This window comes from Nonomuraea sp. NPDC048892 (assembly GCF_040649735.1).
In the GTDB taxonomy this organism is placed as follows: Bacteria; Actinomycetota; Actinomycetes; order Streptosporangiales; family Streptosporangiaceae; genus Nonomuraea; species Nonomuraea maheshkhaliensis.
In genome coordinates this window covers 35,937-51,409 of record NZ_JBEZFZ010000039.1, presented here as the reverse complement: position 1 = coordinate 51,409, position 15,473 = coordinate 35,937, and the positions used below count along the sequence as shown (strand labels likewise).

Annotated in this window: 12 protein-coding genes; 7 read left to right on the top strand and 5 right to left on the bottom strand. The window is 72.4% G+C overall.

Annotated features, from left to right (window positions below; translation table 11 throughout):
- The first annotated feature begins 99 nt into the window (after positions 1-99).
- The 6 genes from AB0C28_RS52005 to AB0C28_RS51980 all read left to right on the top strand — a co-directional run bounded on the left by AB0C28_RS52005 (position 100) and on the right by AB0C28_RS51980 (position 8,438).
- Positions 100-1,101 carry a LacI family DNA-binding transcriptional regulator gene (locus AB0C28_RS52005; protein ID WP_358084357.1) on the top strand — a complete coding sequence of 334 codons (1,002 nt, stop codon included), beginning with the start codon at positions 100-102 and terminating at the stop codon, positions 1,099-1,101.
- A 47-nt stretch (positions 1,102-1,148) separates the two neighbouring features.
- Complete coding sequence (locus AB0C28_RS52000; protein WP_357851432.1) at positions 1,149-2,510, top strand: rhamnulokinase family protein; 1,362 nt, start codon at positions 1,149-1,151, stop codon at positions 2,508-2,510.
- Between the two features lie 63 nt (positions 2,511-2,573).
- Positions 2,574-5,798 carry a formate dehydrogenase gene (gene fdh / locus AB0C28_RS51995; protein ID WP_358084354.1) on the top strand — a complete coding sequence of 1,075 codons (3,225 nt, stop codon included), beginning with the start codon at positions 2,574-2,576 and terminating at the stop codon, positions 5,796-5,798.
- Positions 5,799-5,801: 3 nt separating this feature from the next.
- A complete protein-coding gene (locus tag AB0C28_RS51990) occupies positions 5,802-6,638 on the top strand; it encodes a 4Fe-4S dicluster domain-containing protein (protein WP_357851337.1) in 837 nt (278 codons plus the stop codon).
- 148 nt (positions 6,639-6,786) lie between these two features.
- Positions 6,787-7,767 carry an NrfD/PsrC family molybdoenzyme membrane anchor subunit gene (gene nrfD, locus AB0C28_RS51985; protein ID WP_358084381.1) on the top strand — a complete coding sequence of 327 codons (981 nt, stop codon included), beginning with the start codon at positions 6,787-6,789 and terminating at the stop codon, positions 7,765-7,767.
- Between the two features lie 134 nt (positions 7,768-7,901).
- The gene (locus AB0C28_RS51980; RefSeq protein ID WP_346112899.1) at positions 7,902-8,438 is read left to right on the top strand and encodes an NUDIX hydrolase family protein; all 537 of its coding nucleotides are present in this window, start codon (positions 7,902-7,904) and stop codon (positions 8,436-8,438) included.
- Between the two features lie 66 nt (positions 8,439-8,504).
- On the opposite strand, the gene AB0C28_RS51975 is transcribed toward AB0C28_RS51980, so the two are convergent.
- The 4 genes from AB0C28_RS51975 to AB0C28_RS51960 all read right to left on the bottom strand — a co-directional run bounded on the left by AB0C28_RS51975 (position 8,505) and on the right by AB0C28_RS51960 (position 13,444).
- Positions 8,505-9,023, bottom strand: a complete 519-nt coding sequence (locus AB0C28_RS51975; RefSeq protein ID WP_358084351.1) for a peptidoglycan recognition family protein — start codon at positions 9,021-9,023, stop codon at positions 8,505-8,507.
- 155 nt (positions 9,024-9,178) lie between these two features.
- The gene (locus AB0C28_RS51970) at positions 9,179-10,816 is read right to left on the bottom strand and encodes an arylsulfatase (RefSeq protein WP_358084348.1); all 1,638 of its coding nucleotides are present in this window, start codon (positions 10,814-10,816) and stop codon (positions 9,179-9,181) included.
- A gap of 91 nt (positions 10,817-10,907) precedes the next feature.
- Positions 10,908-11,798, bottom strand: a complete 891-nt coding sequence (locus tag AB0C28_RS51965; RefSeq protein WP_358084345.1) for a sulfotransferase — start codon at positions 11,796-11,798, stop codon at positions 10,908-10,910.
- Positions 11,799-11,884: 86 nt separating this feature from the next.
- Positions 11,885-13,444, bottom strand: coding sequence for an OmpA family protein (locus tag AB0C28_RS51960; RefSeq protein ID WP_358084342.1), 1,560 nt, complete (start codon positions 13,442-13,444; stop codon positions 11,885-11,887).
- Between the two features lie 163 nt (positions 13,445-13,607).
- Here AB0C28_RS51960 and AB0C28_RS51955 point away from each other — a divergent pair, with 163 nt between their 5' ends.
- Positions 13,608-14,471: a hypothetical protein gene (locus AB0C28_RS51955; RefSeq protein ID WP_358084340.1), complete on the top strand. Its 864-nt coding sequence runs from the start codon at positions 13,608-13,610 to the stop codon at positions 14,469-14,471.
- A 68-nt stretch (positions 14,472-14,539) separates the two neighbouring features.
- Here AB0C28_RS51955 and AB0C28_RS51950 read toward each other — a convergent pair whose 3' ends face one another.
- Entirely contained in the window at positions 14,540-15,436 is an 897-nt protein-coding gene (locus AB0C28_RS51950) for a MurR/RpiR family transcriptional regulator (RefSeq protein WP_357851315.1), read from the bottom strand.
- Between the last annotated feature and the right edge of the window lie 37 nt (positions 15,437-15,473).

Here is a 15,473-nt window from a genome sequence, read left to right as displayed (position 1 = left end):
ACGATGGAAGCGCACCGGGGCCCGCTGAGGCCCGGAACGCCTGCTGACAACGGCAAGGCGACTGGCGCGGGGTCGGTTAGTACGTTTTAATTGGGCCCCATGGCCATGGTCAGCATCAAGGACGTCGCCGCGCACGCAGGCGTCTCCCCCGGCACGGTCTCCAATGTACTGAACCGGCCCGGCAAGGTCGCCCCCGCCACCCGCGAGCGGGTCGAGGCCGCGATCGACGAGCTGGGGTTCGTCCGCCACGGCTCCGCCTCGACGCTGCGCGCCGGTCACAGCAGGACGATCGGCCTGAGCGTGATCGACATCGGCAACCCCTTCTTCACCGAGGTCGCCGCCGGGGTCGAGGACGTGGCCAGCGAGCTGGGCTACGCGGTCATCCTGGGCAACTCGGCCGGCTCGGTGGACAAGGAGGACCGCAACCTGCGCGTGCTGGCCGAGCACCGGGTGCGCGGCGTGCTGATCACCCCCTCCGGCGAGGACCCGGCCAGGCTCGACCGGCTGCGCGGGCACGGCATCAGCGTGGTGCTGGTCGACCATCCCGCGCACCGGCCCGACCAGTGCGCGGTGGCCGTGGACGACGTCGCCGGCGGCCGGGCCGCGGTGGCGCACCTGCTGGCCAGGGGCGCGCGCAGCGTCGCCTACGTGACCGGCCCGCTGACCATCAGGCAGTGCGTGGAGCGGTGCGAGGGGGCCAAGGCCGCGATGGGGGCCGCGGGGCTCGACCCCGGCGACCTGGTGGTGGCCGAGGCCGCCACGATGACGGCCCGCGCGGGCGAGAAGGCGGCCGCCGACCTGATCGCGAAAGGTCTGCCCGAGGCCGTCTTCTGCGCCAACGACCTGCTCGCGCTCGGCGTGCTGCGGGCGCTGCTGCGGTCCGGGGTGCGGGTGCCCGAGGACGTGGCGCTGATCGGCTACGACGACATCGACTTCGCCGCCGCCTCGACCGTGTCGCTCAGCTCGATGCGGCAGCCCACGTACCAGCTGGGCCGGATCGCCACCGAGCTGCTGCTCGACGAGTGCGCCAACCCCGAGACCCACGCGCACCAGCACATCATGTTCCAGCCGGAGCTCGTCGCCAGGGAGTCCACGCAGTGAGCCGCCGTTTCGCCGCCGTCGACCTGGGCGCCTCCAGCGGCCGGGTGATGCTGGCCGACCTGTCCGACGGGCTCAGCCTGACCGAGGCGCACCGCTTCCCCAACGGCCCCGTACGGGTGGCGGGCCGCCTCTACTGGGACATCCTCGGCCTCTACCGGGAGATCCTGGCCGGCCTGCGCGCCGCCGGGCCCGTCTCCTCCATCGGCGTCGACTCGTGGGCGGTGGACTACGGGCTGCTCGACGAGTCGGGCGCGCTGCTGGGAAACCCGGTGCACTACCGCGACGACCGCACGTGGGGCGTCGCCGAGCGGGTGGCCGGCGCGGTCGGGGCGGAGAAGCTGTACGACGTGTCGGGGCTGCAGGTGCTGCCGTTCAACACGATCTACCAGCTGCTGGCCGACCGGCTCGACGAGGCCGCTACGATGCTGCTCGTCCCCGACCTGATCGGCTACTGGCTGACCGGCGAGGCGGGCGCCGAGGTGACCAACGCCTCGACCACGGGTCTGCTCGACGTGCGCACGCGCTCCTGGGCCACGTCCCTGATCGAGGAGCTGGGATTGCCCGCCGGGATCTTCCCGCCGCTGCGGCAGCCGGGCGAGGCGCTCGGCGGCCTGCGGCGCGATGTGGCGGCCGAGATCGGCTGGTCGGCGCCGGTCAGGGCGGTGGGCTCGCACGACACCGCCTCCGCGGTGGCCGCGGTCCCCGCCGCCGGTCCCGCGTTCGCCTACATCTCCTGCGGCACCTGGTCGCTGGCCGGGGTGGAGCTGCCAGGACCGGTCCTGACCCCCGAGAGCCGGGCGGCGAACTTCACCAACGAGGCCGGCATCGACGGCACCGTCCGCTATCTGCGCAACGTGATGGGCCTGTGGCTGCTGCAGGAGTGCCTGCGTGCCTGGCCCGGCTCCGACCTGGGCGAGCTGCTGGCCGCCGCGGCGGGCGAGAAGCCGTTCGCGGCCGTGGTGAACCCCGACGAGCCGGTTTTCCTGCCGCCGGGCGACATGCCGGCCAGGATCGCCGACGAGTGCCGCCGCACCGGCCAGCTCCCGCCCTCCTCCCCCGCCGCCTACGTGCGGTGCGTGCTGGAGAGCCTGGCGCTCGGGCACCGGCTGGCCGTGCGGCAGGCGATGGAGCTGTCCGGGCGCGAGGTGGAGGTGATCCACCTCGTCGGCGGCGGGTCGCGCAACGAGCTGCTGTGCCAGTTCACCGCCGACGCGTGCGGGCTGCCCGTGGTGGCGGGCCCCGCCGAGGCGACCGCGCTCGGCAACGTGCTGGTGCAGGCGCGGGCGGCCGGGCTGGTCGCCGGGCTTGAGGAGATGCGCTCGCTGGTGGCCTACTCCCAGCCGCTGCGCCGCTACGAGCCGTCCGGTGCGACGAGCGCCTGGGACGAGGCGGCCGCCCGGGTGTTCTGACCTGGCGGTTTTCCTCCCGCTCGGCCCGGGCAGGACTCGGGCCGGGGACATCGGGGGGGTGTCATGGATCTGGGGTGGCCGCTGCTGCGGCAGCTCACCGGCGGTGACCGCACGGCGCGGGGGCCGGCGGCCGAGTCGGCCGAGACGCGGGCGCGGCGGGCCCGCACGGCCACGGCCGACCGGGTGGTGAAGTCGGTGTGCCCGTACTGCGCGGTGGGCTGCGGCCAGAACGTGTACGTACGGGACGAGAAGGTCGTGCAGATCGAGGGCGACCCCGACTCTCCGATCAGCCGCGGGAGGCTGTGCCCGAAGGGCGCGGCCAGCCTCCAGCTCACCACCGACTCCGGCCGGCAGTACGACGCCCTCTACCGCGCACCCGGCGCGGCCGACTGGCAGCCGATCGACCTGGCCACCGCCATGGACATGATCGCCGACCGGATCATCGCGACCAGGCGCGAGACCTGGCAGTGGGAGCAGGACGGCCGGCGCACCGCCAGGACCATGGGCATCGCCAGCCTGGGCGGCGCCACGCTGGACAACGAGGAGAACTACCTCATCAAGAAGCTGCTGACGGCGCTCGGCGTGGTGCAGATCGAGAACCAGGCCCGCGTCTGCCACAGCTCGACCGTGGTGGGGCTGGGCACGTCGTTCGGGCGCGGCGGCGCCACCACGTTCATGCAGGATCTGCAGCACTCCGACTGCGTGGTCATCCAGGGCTCGAACTTCGCCGAGGCCCATCCGGTGGGCTTTCAGTGGGTGATGGAGGCCAAGGCGCGCGGCGCGGTGATCATCCACGTCGATCCGCGCTTCACCAGGACGAGCGCGCTGGCCGACCTGCACGTGCCCATCCGGGCCGGCTCCGACGTGGCCTTCCTCGGCGCGATCATCAACCACGTGCTGGAGAACGAGCTGTACTTCCACGAGTACGTGCTCAACTACACCAACGCGGCCACCATCCTGCGCGAGGACTTCCGCGACGCCGAGGACCTCGACGGCGTGTTCTCCGGCTTCGACCCCGAGACGCGCGCGTACGACGACGACTCCTGGCAGTACGAGGGCATGACGGCGGTCCCCGCGTCCGGCGAGCGCGACTCCGGCTACGACCGGCCGGCGCACGAGACGCCGGGGCGCGGCGAGGTCCAGGGCAGCACCGGCGTCCCGCTGGACTGCCGGCCCCGGCGCGACGAGACGCTGCGCGACCCGCGCTGCGTGCTCAACGTGCTGCGCCGCCACTACGCCCGCTACACGCCGGAGATGGTCGAGCGGGTGTGCGGGGTGCCGCGGCACCTGTTCGAGGAGGTGTGCCGGCACCTGACGGAGAACTCGGGGCCCGACAAGACCGCCGAGTTCGTCTACGCGGTCGGCTGGACCCAGCACAGCGACGGCTCGCAGTTCATCCGGGCGGCGAGCATCCTGCAGCTGCTGCTGGGCAACATCGGCCGCCCTGGCGGCGGCATCCAGGCTCTGCGCGGCCATGCCAGCATCCAGGGCTCCAGCGACGTGCCGACGCTGTTCAACCTGCTGCCGGGCTACATCCCGATGCCGCACGCCCACGAGAACGAGCGGCTGCACGACTTCCTGCGCGCCGACGCGCCGCACGAGGGCTTCTGGGCGAACATGCCCGCCTATCTGATCAGCCTGCTCAAGGCGTGGTGGGGCGAGTCGGCGCAGGCGGACAACGACTTCCGGTTCGCCTGGCTACCCCGGCTGACGGGCTCGCACAGCACGTACGACACGGTGCTGGCGCAGCTCGACGGCACCTGCAAGGGCTACCTCCTGCTCGGCGAGAACCCGGCGGTCGGCTCGGCCAACGCCAGGATGCAGCGCCTCGGCATGGCCGAGCTCGACTGGCTGGTGGTGCGCGACCTCAACCTCATCGAGAGCGCCACCTGGTGGAAGGACGGCCCGGAGATCGAGACGGGCGAGCTGCGCACGGCCGACATCGGCACGGAGGTGTTCTTCCTGCCCGCGGCCTGCCACACGGAGAAGGCCGGCAGCTTCACCAACACCAACCGGCTGCTCCAGTGGCGCCACCAGGCCGTCGAGCCGCGCGGCGACTGCCGCAGCGACCTGTGGTTCATGTACCACCTGGGCCGCCTCGTCAGGGAGAAGCTGGCCGGCTCACAGGACCCGATGGACGAGCCGGTGCTCCACCTCACCTGGGACTACCCGGTCGAGGGCGAGACGGCCGAGCCGTCGGCGGAGGCGGTGCTGGCCGAGATCAACGGCTGGGACGAGCAGGGGCGCCCGCTGCCGGGTTACGCCGGGCTCAAGGCCGACGGCTCGACCGCCTGCGGCTGCTGGATCTACAGCGGCGTGTACGCCGGCGGCGTCAACCAGGCGGCCCGGCGCAAGCCCGGCTCCGAGCAGGACTGGATCGCCGCCGAGTGGGCGTGGGCCTGGCCGGACAACCGGCGCGTGCTCTACAACCGGGCCTCGGCCAGGCCGGACGGCAGCCCGTGGAGCGAGCGCAAGCGGCTGGTGTGGTGGGACGCGGAGGCGGGCCGGTGGACCGGCCACGACGTGCCCGACTTCGAGCGGGACAAGAGCCCCGGCTACCGGCCGCCGCCCGGCGCATCGGGGGTGGCGGCGCTGTCGGGCACCGATCCGTTCATCATGCAGGCCGACGGCAAGGGCTGGCTGTTCGCCCCCGCGGGGGTGGTGGACGGGCCGCTGCCGACCCACTACGAGCCGCAGGACTCGCCGGTGGCCAATCCGCTCTACGGGCGGCAGCGCAACCCGGTCCGCAAGCTCTATCCGCATCCTGACAATCGCTACCAGCCGAGCGGGAACGAGCCGGGGGCGTCGGTCTATCCGTACGTGGTGACGACGTACCGGCTGACCGAGCACTTCACGGCGGGCGGGATGAGCAGGTTCACCCCTTATCTGGCCGAGCTGCAGCCGGAGATGTTCTGCGAGGTGTCCCCCGCGCTGGCGGCCGAGCGCGGGCTGGTGCACGGCGACTGGGCCACGATCATCACCGCGCGCAACGCCATCGAGGCCCGGGTGCTGGTGACCGACCGCATCCCGTCGCTGCACCTGAACGGGCGGGTGCTGCACCAGATCGGCCTGCCCTTCCACTTCGGCCCCAACGGGCTGGCCAAGGGCGACGCGGCCAACGAGCTGTCGGCGATCTCGCTCGACCCCAACTCGCACATCCAGGAGGTCAAGGCCCTGTCGGCGGACATCCGCCCGGGGCGCAGGCCGCGCGGCCCTGCGCTGCCCGAGCTGGTCAGGTCCTATCAGCGGCGCGCGGGCATCACCGCCGGCACCGGAACGGAGGCGTGAGCCGTGGCTTTCGACCTGGAAGAACGCCTCGACGGCGGCAGGGTCGGCTTCTTCACCGACACCAGCATCTGCATCGGGTGCAAGGCGTGCGAGGTGGCGTGCAAGGAGTGGAACCAGGTCCCCGACGACGGCCTGGAGTTCACCGGCATGTCCTACGACAACACCGTGGGGCTGGGCGCCGACACCTGGCGGCACGTGGCGTTCATCGAGCAGCGTCGGCCGCTGGGGCACCAGGAGCCCGGGGTCGGCGACATGGACTTCCGCTGGCTGATGGCCTCCGACGTGTGCAAGCACTGCACGCACGCGGCCTGCCTCGACGTGTGCCCGACCGGGTCGCTGTTCCGCACCGAGTTCGGCACGGTCGTGGTGCAGGAGGACATCTGCAACGGGTGCGGCTACTGCGTGCCCGCCTGCCCGTTCGGGGTGATCGGCAAGCGGGAGAACGGCAAGGGAGAGAGCGGCGGCACGGCGGCCAAGTGCACGATGTGCTACGACCGGCTCGGCGCCGGTGAGGAGCCGGCCTGCGCCAAGACGTGCCCGACGGACTCCATCCAGTTCGGGAACCTGGAGGAGCTGCGCGAGCGGGCCGAGCGGCGCCTGGAGCAGGTGCGTGCCGCCGGCACGACCTCCGCCCGCCTGTACGGCCACGACCCGGGCGACGGCGTGGGCGGCACCGGCGCGTTCTTCCTGCTGCTGGACCAGCCCGAGGTGTACGGCCTGCCGCCGGACCCGGTGGTGACCACGAGGGACCTGCCGTCGATGTGGCGGCACGTCGGGGTGGCGGCCGTGGCCCTGCTCGCGGGGATCGCGGCCACGGCATGGCGAGGACGGACGAGATGATCACTTGGGTACGGGTGTCTTCGGCGGGCGTGACGTGGACGTGTGCGGCGACACGTGCGGCGGGCGTGACGTGGACGTGCAGGGGGCGGCGATCATGAGCCGGACCATGCATCAGCCCGCTCAGCCGGCCAGCCAGACCGATGTGCGGATGGACCACGCGGCCGGGCTGCGCGGCGAGCGTGAGGCCACGCCCGGCTCGGCGGGGCGCAGGCGTGAGCGGCTGATGGTGCCGAAGGCGGACTTCGACTCCTACTACGGCCGCCCCGTGCTGAACGCGCCGACGTGGGAGGCGCCCGACATCGCCGGCTACCTGTTCCTCGGCGGCCTGGCGGGCGCGTCGTCCACGTTGGCCGCCGCCGCCGAGCTGACCGGCAGGCCGCGCCTGGCCAGGGCGAGCAAGGTGGGGGCGCTGTGCGCGATCGGCGGCTCGTTCTACTGCCTGATCCACGACCTGGGCCGCCCCGAGCGCTTCCTCAACATGTTGCGGGTGTTCAAGGTGACCTCGCCGATGAGCGTCGGCACCTGGGTGCTCAGCGGGTTCGGCCCGGTGGCCGGGATCGCGGCGGCCAGTGAGGCCTCGGGGCTGTATCCGGGGCTCGGCCGGGCCGCCACGCTGGCGGCGGGGGCGATCGGGCCGGCGGTGGCGACGTACACCGCGGCGCTGATCTGCGACACGGCGGTGCCGTCCTGGCACGAGGGCTACCGCGAGATGCCGTTCCTGTTCGCCGGGTCGGCCGTGGCGTCGGCGGGCGGGCTGGGCCTGCTGGCCGCGCCGCTGTCCGAGGCGGCTCCCGCGCGCCGGGCGGCGGTGCTGGGCGCGGCCGTGGAGTGCGCGGCGGCGGCCCGCATGGAACGGCGGCTCGGGGCGCTGGCCGAGCCGCTGAAGCGCAGCCGCCTGCTGCGGCTGGGCGAGGCGCTGTCGGTGGCCGGCGCGGTGGCGGGGATCACGCTGGGGCGGCGCAGCAGGGTCGCTGCCGTGGCGGCGGGCGCCGCGCTGCTGGCCGGGTCGGCGTGCACCAGGTTCGGGATCTTCCAGGCCGGGATGGAGTCGGCGAACGATCCCAAGTACACCGTCCAGCCGCAACGCAGGCGGCTGGCGAAGCGGAGAGCGGAGCGTGACCTCGGATGAAACGCAAGATCGTCGACTATCTGCCGTTCCTCGGCATCGTGCTGTTCGTATGCGCGGCATCATGGACGGCGGGCCGGGCGCCGTCCGGCCGGACCGCGGTACGCCGCTGAGTCCCCTGGCCTTACGATCAGCAGATGACCGAAAAGACCGAAACCACGCCTGCTTGGCTGTCACCGGACGAACTGGAATCGGTGCGCGGCCGCATGCCCATCCTCTACATCGACGCCGTGCCGGTGCGGGTCGACGACACCGGGGTGGTCACCCACGTCGGCCTGCTGCTGCGCATCGCGTCGGACGGCACGGTCAGCCGGGCGCTGGTCTCGGGACGGGTCCTGCACCACGAGCGGATCCGCGACGCCCTGATGCGTCATCTGGAGAAGGACCTCGGCCCCGTGGCGCTGCCGCAGATCCCCATCTCGCCGCAGCCCTTCACCGTGGCCGAGTATTTCCCCACGCCCGGCGTCACCCCCTACCACGACCCGCGCCAGCACGCCGTCTCCCTGGCCTACATCGTGCCCGTGGCCGGTGACTGCAGGCCCCGGCAGGACGCGCTCGACCTGGTGTGGTTCACCCCGGAGGAGGCGGCCTCGCCGATGGTGCAGCAGGAGATGGCGGGCGGGCAGGGCGTGCTGCTCAAGCAGGCGCTGGCCCACGTCGGCCGCCTGCTCTGACGGCGACTGCCCTGACGGCGGCCGCTCTGACGGCGGCTGCTCTGATGGGGCTCCTGGGCGAGGCGGCTACGGGCGCTCGGCCCCGGCGCGGACCCAGCGGTAGAGCGGGTCGCCGGGGCACGAGGTGGCGTAGCCGTCCCTGTGCCCCTTGACCTCGGTGCCGGCGTCGCCGTGCTCGCGCAGGTATTCGACGGCGTCGACCAGGGCGTTGAGCAGGTCGTCGTTCGGCTCGGTCAGCCCCGAGTCGCCGAGCAGCGCGAGGACGGCGTAGTGGCCGGAGTTGAGCCCGGCGCCGTTGGCGGCGGGCAGGGCGTGCGGGCCGCGCCCCATGAACGTGCTCCCGTGCGGGCAGCAGACCATGGAGTAGCCCAGGTCGATGTACTTCTCGCCGCGTCCGCCCGACATGTGCATGCGCTGGATGTCCTGGACCAGGTCGACGCAGCGGTCATGGTTCTCCTGATCGGCCAGGTCGGCGGGCACCGCGCCGCCGGTGTAGTGGATCTTCACTCCCCTGGTGGCGGACAGGCGGACGTAGCCCGCGGTCGGCTTCCTGGCGTTCCATTCCGCTCGGGTGATCAGGTTCATGCGTTCCTCTCCTCGCCGGTAATGGCCTCCTCATCAGAATGTCAACATTCCGTAGCGATGTCATCACTGTTCGTCACTAGAGTGGCGCAGCCGCCAGGCCACGGCGGCCTGCGCGGTCGCCGGGCGATGGCGGCGCGGGGCGGGGCGGTTGTGGGTCAGTTGCGGGTGCTCTCGAACCGCTTCACGTTCCGGTGGACGTGGCGGAAGACGTGCGACCTGCCGCCGGCGTCGAAGGCGGCCCTGGCGGTGATCCGGCCGGCGGACGGCAGGGGGAAGCCGACCGAGACGGCCGTGCCAGGGTCCACCCGCGCGACCGAGTGCGCCCGCGCCCGCCGCGGCCGGTCCAGGCCGAGGCGGACGTTCCGCCAGGGTTCGGCGGAGCCGTTGTAGAGGGTGACCACGAGCTGATCGTCGGTGAGCTCGGTCCGCAGCCCGTATGGCGTGCGCGGGTCGGCCCCGATCGAGCGGTCGAGCTCGGCCAGCAGCTCCTTGGTCAGCTCGGGCCGCCTGGCGGCCAGGTCGAGGCGCTCGCCGGGGTCGGCGTTCAGGTCGTACAGCTCGACGCGGCCCCGTGGCCCGGCCCCGGCGATGTGCGGGTTGAACCTGACCACCTTCCACCTGCCGCGCCGCATGGCCTGGGCCTTGCGCGGCCGGTTCCACACCAGGTGGCGGTGCCGGGGAGCGCCCGCGCCCGTGAGCAGGCCGGTGAAGGAGATGCCGTCCACGTGGGCGGGCAGGGGCGCCCTGGCCAGGTCGGCCAGCGTGGGCAGCACGTCCCAGAACGCCACCGGCTGCCGCTCCACCCGCGGTTCCAGGCCCGGTGACCAGGCGATCATCGGGACGCGGATGCCGCCCTCGTACACGTCGCGCTTGTCGCCGCGGAAGGGGCCGTTGGAGTCGAACAGCTCCGGCGTCACGCCCTTCTCGCTGTGCGGGCCGTTGTCGCTGGTGAACAGCACGAGCGTACGTTCGGCCACCCCGGCGTCGCGCAGCGCCCTGACCAGCGCGGCGACGTCGGTGTCGAGCCGGGCGACCTGGGCGGCGTGGCGGCGGTTCGCGGCGCTCCACGGCCGGTTCTCGTACCGGCCGGCGTCGCCGGGGATCGCGCTCGGCGCGTGCGGCAGGTTGCTGGCGAAGTACAGCAGAAAGGGCCGGTCGTCGTCCTGCCCGATGAACTCGACCGCGCGCTCGCGGAACAGGTGCGGCGCGTACGACCGGCCACCGAGATGCACCTTCTTGTCGTTGTGCCACAGGTACGCGGGAAAGTACTGGTGGGCGTGGACATGCTCGATGTAGCCGTAGAACTCGTCGAAGCCGCGCACGTTGGGGTGGGAGTCCTGGTCCGGCTCCTCGGGTCCGAAACCCCACTTTCCGATGCACGCCGTACGGTAGCCGGACAGCCGCAGCACCTCGGCGAAGGTGAGGTCGGCGTCGGTGAGCGCGTGCTGCCGCCCGCCCTCCGGGTTCTCCCGCACGGTGCTGTGGCCGGCGTGCAGCCCGGTGAGCAGCGCGCACCGCGACGGCGCGCACAGCGGCGCGCCCGAGTACGCGGTCTTGAACTGCACGCCCTCGGCCGCCAGCCGGTCCAGGTTGGGGGTGCTGATGGAGCGCTGCCCGTTGCTGCCGATCTCCCCCCATCCCAGGTCGTCGGCCAGGATGAGCAGGATGTTCGGCCGCGTGGGCAGGGTGCCGCGGCGGGCGGTGGCCTCGGCGCCCGCGGCGGTGGCCGCGGGCAGGGCGAGGCCGGCGAGAGTACCGGCGAATAAGGCTCGGCGCGAGGGCCCGTTGATCACGAAGGGCAACATATCGGAGGGCATGGCGAATGGCGGGCAAATCGCAGGCGAACTCTGTCACACCCTCGTGACCGCCGGGGTGAGCCGGCTGTCACGGCAGATACTCCCATTGACGGCAGATGTCGTGCAGCTCGGCGGGGATCTCCGCAGGCGTGGGCAGGGGCCGGCCGGCGACGACGGTGCCGGCGCGGATCTTGTCGCGCCAGTCGCCGATGCCCTTGACGAAGCCGCCGTGGTCCTGCTTGCCGTAGTCGAGCATGGCGGGCTCGTACTCCAGGCCGAGGAACAGGCAGAGCCGGCGCGACTGCCCTTCGGGGTCGGCGACCAGCTCCTCGTAACGCACGGTCAGGCCCTCCAGGTGCGTCCTGGCCTCCTCCAGGTAGGTCATGTACGCGAGCGTGCGCGGCACGGCCTCCTCCATGGGCCGCTTGTCCGGGTCGGCCTCGTGCCAGGACTGCACGATCGACATCGGGTGGCGCAGCAGGAAGACGAAGCGCGCGTCCGGCCAGCAGGCCGAGATGCGCCGCCAGGCGAAGACGTTGCTGGGCGTCTTCTCGACCAGGACCGGCTTGCCGCTCCGGACCAGCTCGCGGTGCAGCAGCCGGTCCCAGACCAGGTGTTCGAGGTCGCTGTGGGTGTGGCCGAGCAGCTCCATGGCCTGGCGTACGGGGTCGGTGCCGAGGCCCACACTCACCCGGCGGAAGTGCGTCTCGATCGGCGAGTGCACCCGGGAGTGGCTGTCGAGCATGACGCGCAGCAGGGTCGAGCCGGAGCGTACCGACGACAGCAGGAAGACGGGCTCGCGCAGCAGCCGGTCGTGCCCGGGATCGACGGGCGGCCGTACCGCGTCGCCGGGCAGCCGCTGCAGCTCCAGCGGCACCTTCGGCGGCGGCGGTTTCGGCGGCTCCTTGCTCAGCCGCCGCGTCAGTGTGTATCCCGTCAGGCCCTCAAGTGTGGCGTTGGCCCGGTACCTCCAGCTCATGGCCCCACAAGGTAGAGCGGGCCAGTGAACCCCAGGTGAATCCGGGCTGTGAGCCTGGGGCGCGCATCGAGGTCACGTGGCGGGGATCACTGGACGGGTACGTCGAGGCTGGGGAACGAGGCGATGCGGGCCTGGAGGGTCGTGGCGTCGTCGGGGAGCGCGAACAGGCTCCAGAACGTACGGGTCTGCCCCGGTGCGTACTTCTCGGTGCTGAGGCGGACGCCGGAGACGTCGGTGCAGGCGCAGTGGTTGCGCACGCGGTCGCCGTCGAGCACCTGGAGGCGGCCGGGCAGGTACTGACGGCGCGCGCCGGGGTCCGTCAGCCGGACGTTGCTCGCCGCCTGGTACGTGTAGCTCTCCCAGTCCTGTGCGTGGTGCAGGTCGTTGTACCAGACCTCGGCCGAGCCCTCGTTGGTGATCGTGTACGACAGCAGGCCCAGGCCGCCCGGCAGCCGGCGCAACCCGGTGACCTCCATCGAGATGGGCTGTCCCTTGGCCTCGCCGGTCGCCTTGAGCTCGCCCGGCTCCGGCGCGACCGTCCTGACGAGGTCACCTGCCTCTCCCGCCGGCCGGGGCTTGGGCTTGGCGAAGCTGACGGTCACGCGGCGGTTGCGGCGCTTGCCCTCCTCGGTGCCGTTGTCGTACAGGGGGCGGTGCGAGCCGTAGCCGCGGGACTGGAAGCGCACGCCCTCGCGGGTCACCAGCCCGGTCAGCGCCCGCCGCACGGCCAGGGCGCGGCGGGCGGAGAGCGGGTCGTTGATGGCGTCGGTGCCCGAGGAGTCGGCGTGGCCCTCGACCCGCACGGCGGCGTCCGGCGAGGAGTCGACGAGCTTGGCCGTACGGGCGAGCACGGCCTTGGCCCGGCCGGTGAGCGTGGCCTTGTTCACGGCGAACAGCACGTCGGAGGAGAGGTTGACGTGCAGGTCGGTGCCGTCGTCCGCGGTCTCCTCGGACTTGTCCAGCGACTCCGACGGCACCGAGATCCGCCGGGTGACGGGAGTGACGGGCTGGGCGTCGGGGTCGGGGAAGTCACCGGCCGGGGGCTCGTCGCTGATCGGCACGTCCAGCATGGGCGGGCCCGCCGGGGTGACGACGGTGGCGGTGGCGGGGTTGCCGGACGGGGCGGGCAGCACCGCGTACACGGTGATCGACTCGCCGGGGTCGATGAAGTAGCCGAGCCCGTCGCGATCCTGGTCGCTGCACAGGCAGGGAGAGTCCGCCGGCTGGTACGGCAGCAGCCACGTGTGGGCCGCCGCGTCCAGCACGCCGATGCCGGAGGCCCACTTGATCTGGCCGAGCGGGCGGGTCTGGTCGCCCATCTCGCCGGTCCACGGCAGGTCCTTCGTCCCGGTGTTGGACAGGCGGAGCTGCACCACCAGGTGCTTGCCCTTGACCCGGTCGAGCCCGACGACCTCCAGCTTGAGACTCTCGGTCATGGTGCTGCGGGTCTCGGCGAGGGCCGGCCGGTCGTCCGGCGACGGCCCAGCGCTCGACGGGGCGGCGCTGGACGGCGTGCCGGTGGCCGGTGCGCTCGACCGCGAAGCGGCGGATGGGGACGGCGGTGCGGCCTCTTTCGCGGGCGACATTCCGCACCCCGCCGCGGCGAGTGCGAGGACGGTGGCCAGAGCCAGGTTCCGGTTCGGCATGCCGCAAATTCTTCCATGTCCGAAATATCGGCACTACGCCTTGGGGAGCGGCCGGCGGTGTCACGAGGAAGACAGATCGTCCGTGCACCAGGACGCAGAGCAGAACTTAGTTCCGTCCCACCATGGAGCCGTCAACGATTCACCCGCTCCTGAAGGAGGAACCATGCGCATGCTCAAGCGCAGCGCGTTAGCCCTGCCCCTGCTCGGCGGCCTCGCCGCCGCCGCGCTCGCGGCCACGCCCGTCACGGCCCAGGCCCAGGCCGGCGCCCAAGCCGGCACCTCGTCCGCGTCCGTCCGCGTGGTCACCGGCGGCTTCCTGCAGCTCGACTACGTGGGCTCGGCCGACGCCAACAACGTCCTGATCATGCTGGAGTCCGGCACCAACGCGGTGCGGATCAACGACTCGGTCTCCATCGTCCCCGGACCTGGCTGCGTCCAGGCTCCCGGCGACGCCACGACCGTGCGCTGCTCGGTCGGCATCAGCCGGATCGGCGCCCGGCTCGGCGCCGGCGCCGACACGTTCACCTCGCTCGTGCCGCTGACCGGCACCGTCGAGGGCGACGCCGGCGACGACCTGTTCCGGCCCAGCCGCTCCGACGGCAACCTGAACAGCCGGATCATGTACGTGGGCGGCGCGGGCGTGGACACCGCGACCTACCAGGGCGTGCCCGCCACCGGCCCCACGGGCGGCACCGGCGTGCGGGTGACCCTGGACGGCCAGGCCAACGACGGCCGCGACGCCACCGCGAGCAGGCCCGCCGACCAGGACAACGTCCAGACCGAGAACCTCATCGGCAGTTCCGCCGCCGACAACCTGACCGGCGACCGCTTCGCCAACAGGCTCACCGGCGGCAACGGGCGGGACTCGCTGTCGGGCGGGCTCGGCAACGACGTGCTCGACCTGCGCGACCAGGCGGCGGACCAGCTGTCGTTCTGCGGCGACGGCATCGGCGACACGGCCTTCGCCGACCGGGCCGCGCTCGACCCGGTGAGCGTCGACTGCGAGACCGTCGAGCGCGCGAACTAGCGGCGCGCTCGGGCCGCTCGGACGCGCCTGACGACGCGGCCGACCGGCTCGGAGCCGCTCGGGCCCGCTCAGACGCGCTTGACGACGCGGTCGTGCACCACCGCGTACGTGTCGCGCAGCGCCCGCATCGACTCGTCGTAGGAGGCCTGCGCGACACCGGTGAACAGGCAGTCCACCACCATGAGCTGGGCGATGCGGCTGCCCAGCGCGCCCGAGCGGAACTTGGTCTCCCGCGCGGCCGTCGTGAGCGTCACGTCGGCCGCGCGGGCCAGCGGCGAGTCGTGGAAGTTCGTGATCGCCACCGTCGCGGCCCCCGACCTGCGGGCGATGGCGAGGAACTCGACGGTGTCCACGGTGGCGCCGCTGTGCGAGACGGCCACCGCCACGCAGCCGGCGGAGAGCGTGGCGGCCGAGGTCCAGGCGGAGTGCGCGTCGTGCCAGTTGAGCGCGGTACGTCCGATACGTGACAGCTTCTGCTGCAGGTCGAGCCCCACCAGCGCGCTCGCCCCCACGCCGAAGCTGTCGATCCTGCGCGCGGCCAGCAGCAGCGCCACCGCCCGGCCCAGGGCCTCCATGTCCAGCGAGCGGGCCGTGTCGGCGATGGAGAGCGTCTCATTCATGGCGACCTTGGAGACGATGCCCTCCAGGCTGTCGTTCCTGTCGATGTCGCCCGACGCCTCCGGCACGTTGGGCCCCGCCTCCCTGCGGGCGATCTCCTCCCTGGCCACCGCTCTGGTCAGGTCGATCCTGAAGTCCTTGTAGTGGGCGTAGCCCATGCGCTGGTAGAAACGCACCACGGAGGTCGTCGAGGTCTCGCAGCGGGCGGCCAGTTGGGCGATGGACAGGTTCGCCGCCGCGGCCGGATCTCCGGTGAACTCACCGGCGATCCGCCGCTCCGACGGCCGCAGGGCCGGCATGGCCGCGCGGATGCGGATCAGCAGCGTCTCGGCGTCCTCCGCCATCATCACCCCATGCTGGAAAGAAAGTACCTCGATGGTATGG

Coding starts and splice junctions, on each gene's coding strand:
- AB0C28_RS52005 (WP_358084357.1), top strand. CDS start 100: ATGGCCATGGTCAGCATCAAGGACGTCGCCGCGCACGCAGGCGTCTCC.
- AB0C28_RS52000 (WP_357851432.1), top strand. CDS start 1,149: ATGCTGGCCGACCTGTCCGACGGGCTCAGCCTGACCGAGGCGCACCGC.
- fdh (WP_358084354.1), top strand. CDS start 2,574: ATGGATCTGGGGTGGCCGCTGCTGCGGCAGCTCACCGGCGGTGACCGC.
- nrfD (WP_358084381.1), top strand. CDS start 6,787: ATGGACCACGCGGCCGGGCTGCGCGGCGAGCGTGAGGCCACGCCCGGC.
- AB0C28_RS51980 (WP_346112899.1), top strand. CDS start 7,902: ATGACCGAAAAGACCGAAACCACGCCTGCTTGGCTGTCACCGGACGAA.
- AB0C28_RS51975 (WP_358084351.1), bottom strand. CDS start 9,023: ATGAACCTGATCACCCGAGCGGAATGGAACGCCAGGAAGCCGACCGCG.
- AB0C28_RS51965 (WP_358084345.1), bottom strand. CDS start 11,798: ATGAGCTGGAGGTACCGGGCCAACGCCACACTTGAGGGCCTGACGGGA.
- AB0C28_RS51960 (WP_358084342.1), bottom strand. CDS start 13,444: ATGCCGAACCGGAACCTGGCTCTGGCCACCGTCCTCGCACTCGCCGCG.
- AB0C28_RS51955 (WP_358084340.1), top strand. CDS start 13,608: ATGCGCATGCTCAAGCGCAGCGCGTTAGCCCTGCCCCTGCTCGGCGGC.
- AB0C28_RS51950 (WP_357851315.1), bottom strand. CDS start 15,436: ATGATGGCGGAGGACGCCGAGACGCTGCTGATCCGCATCCGCGCGGCC.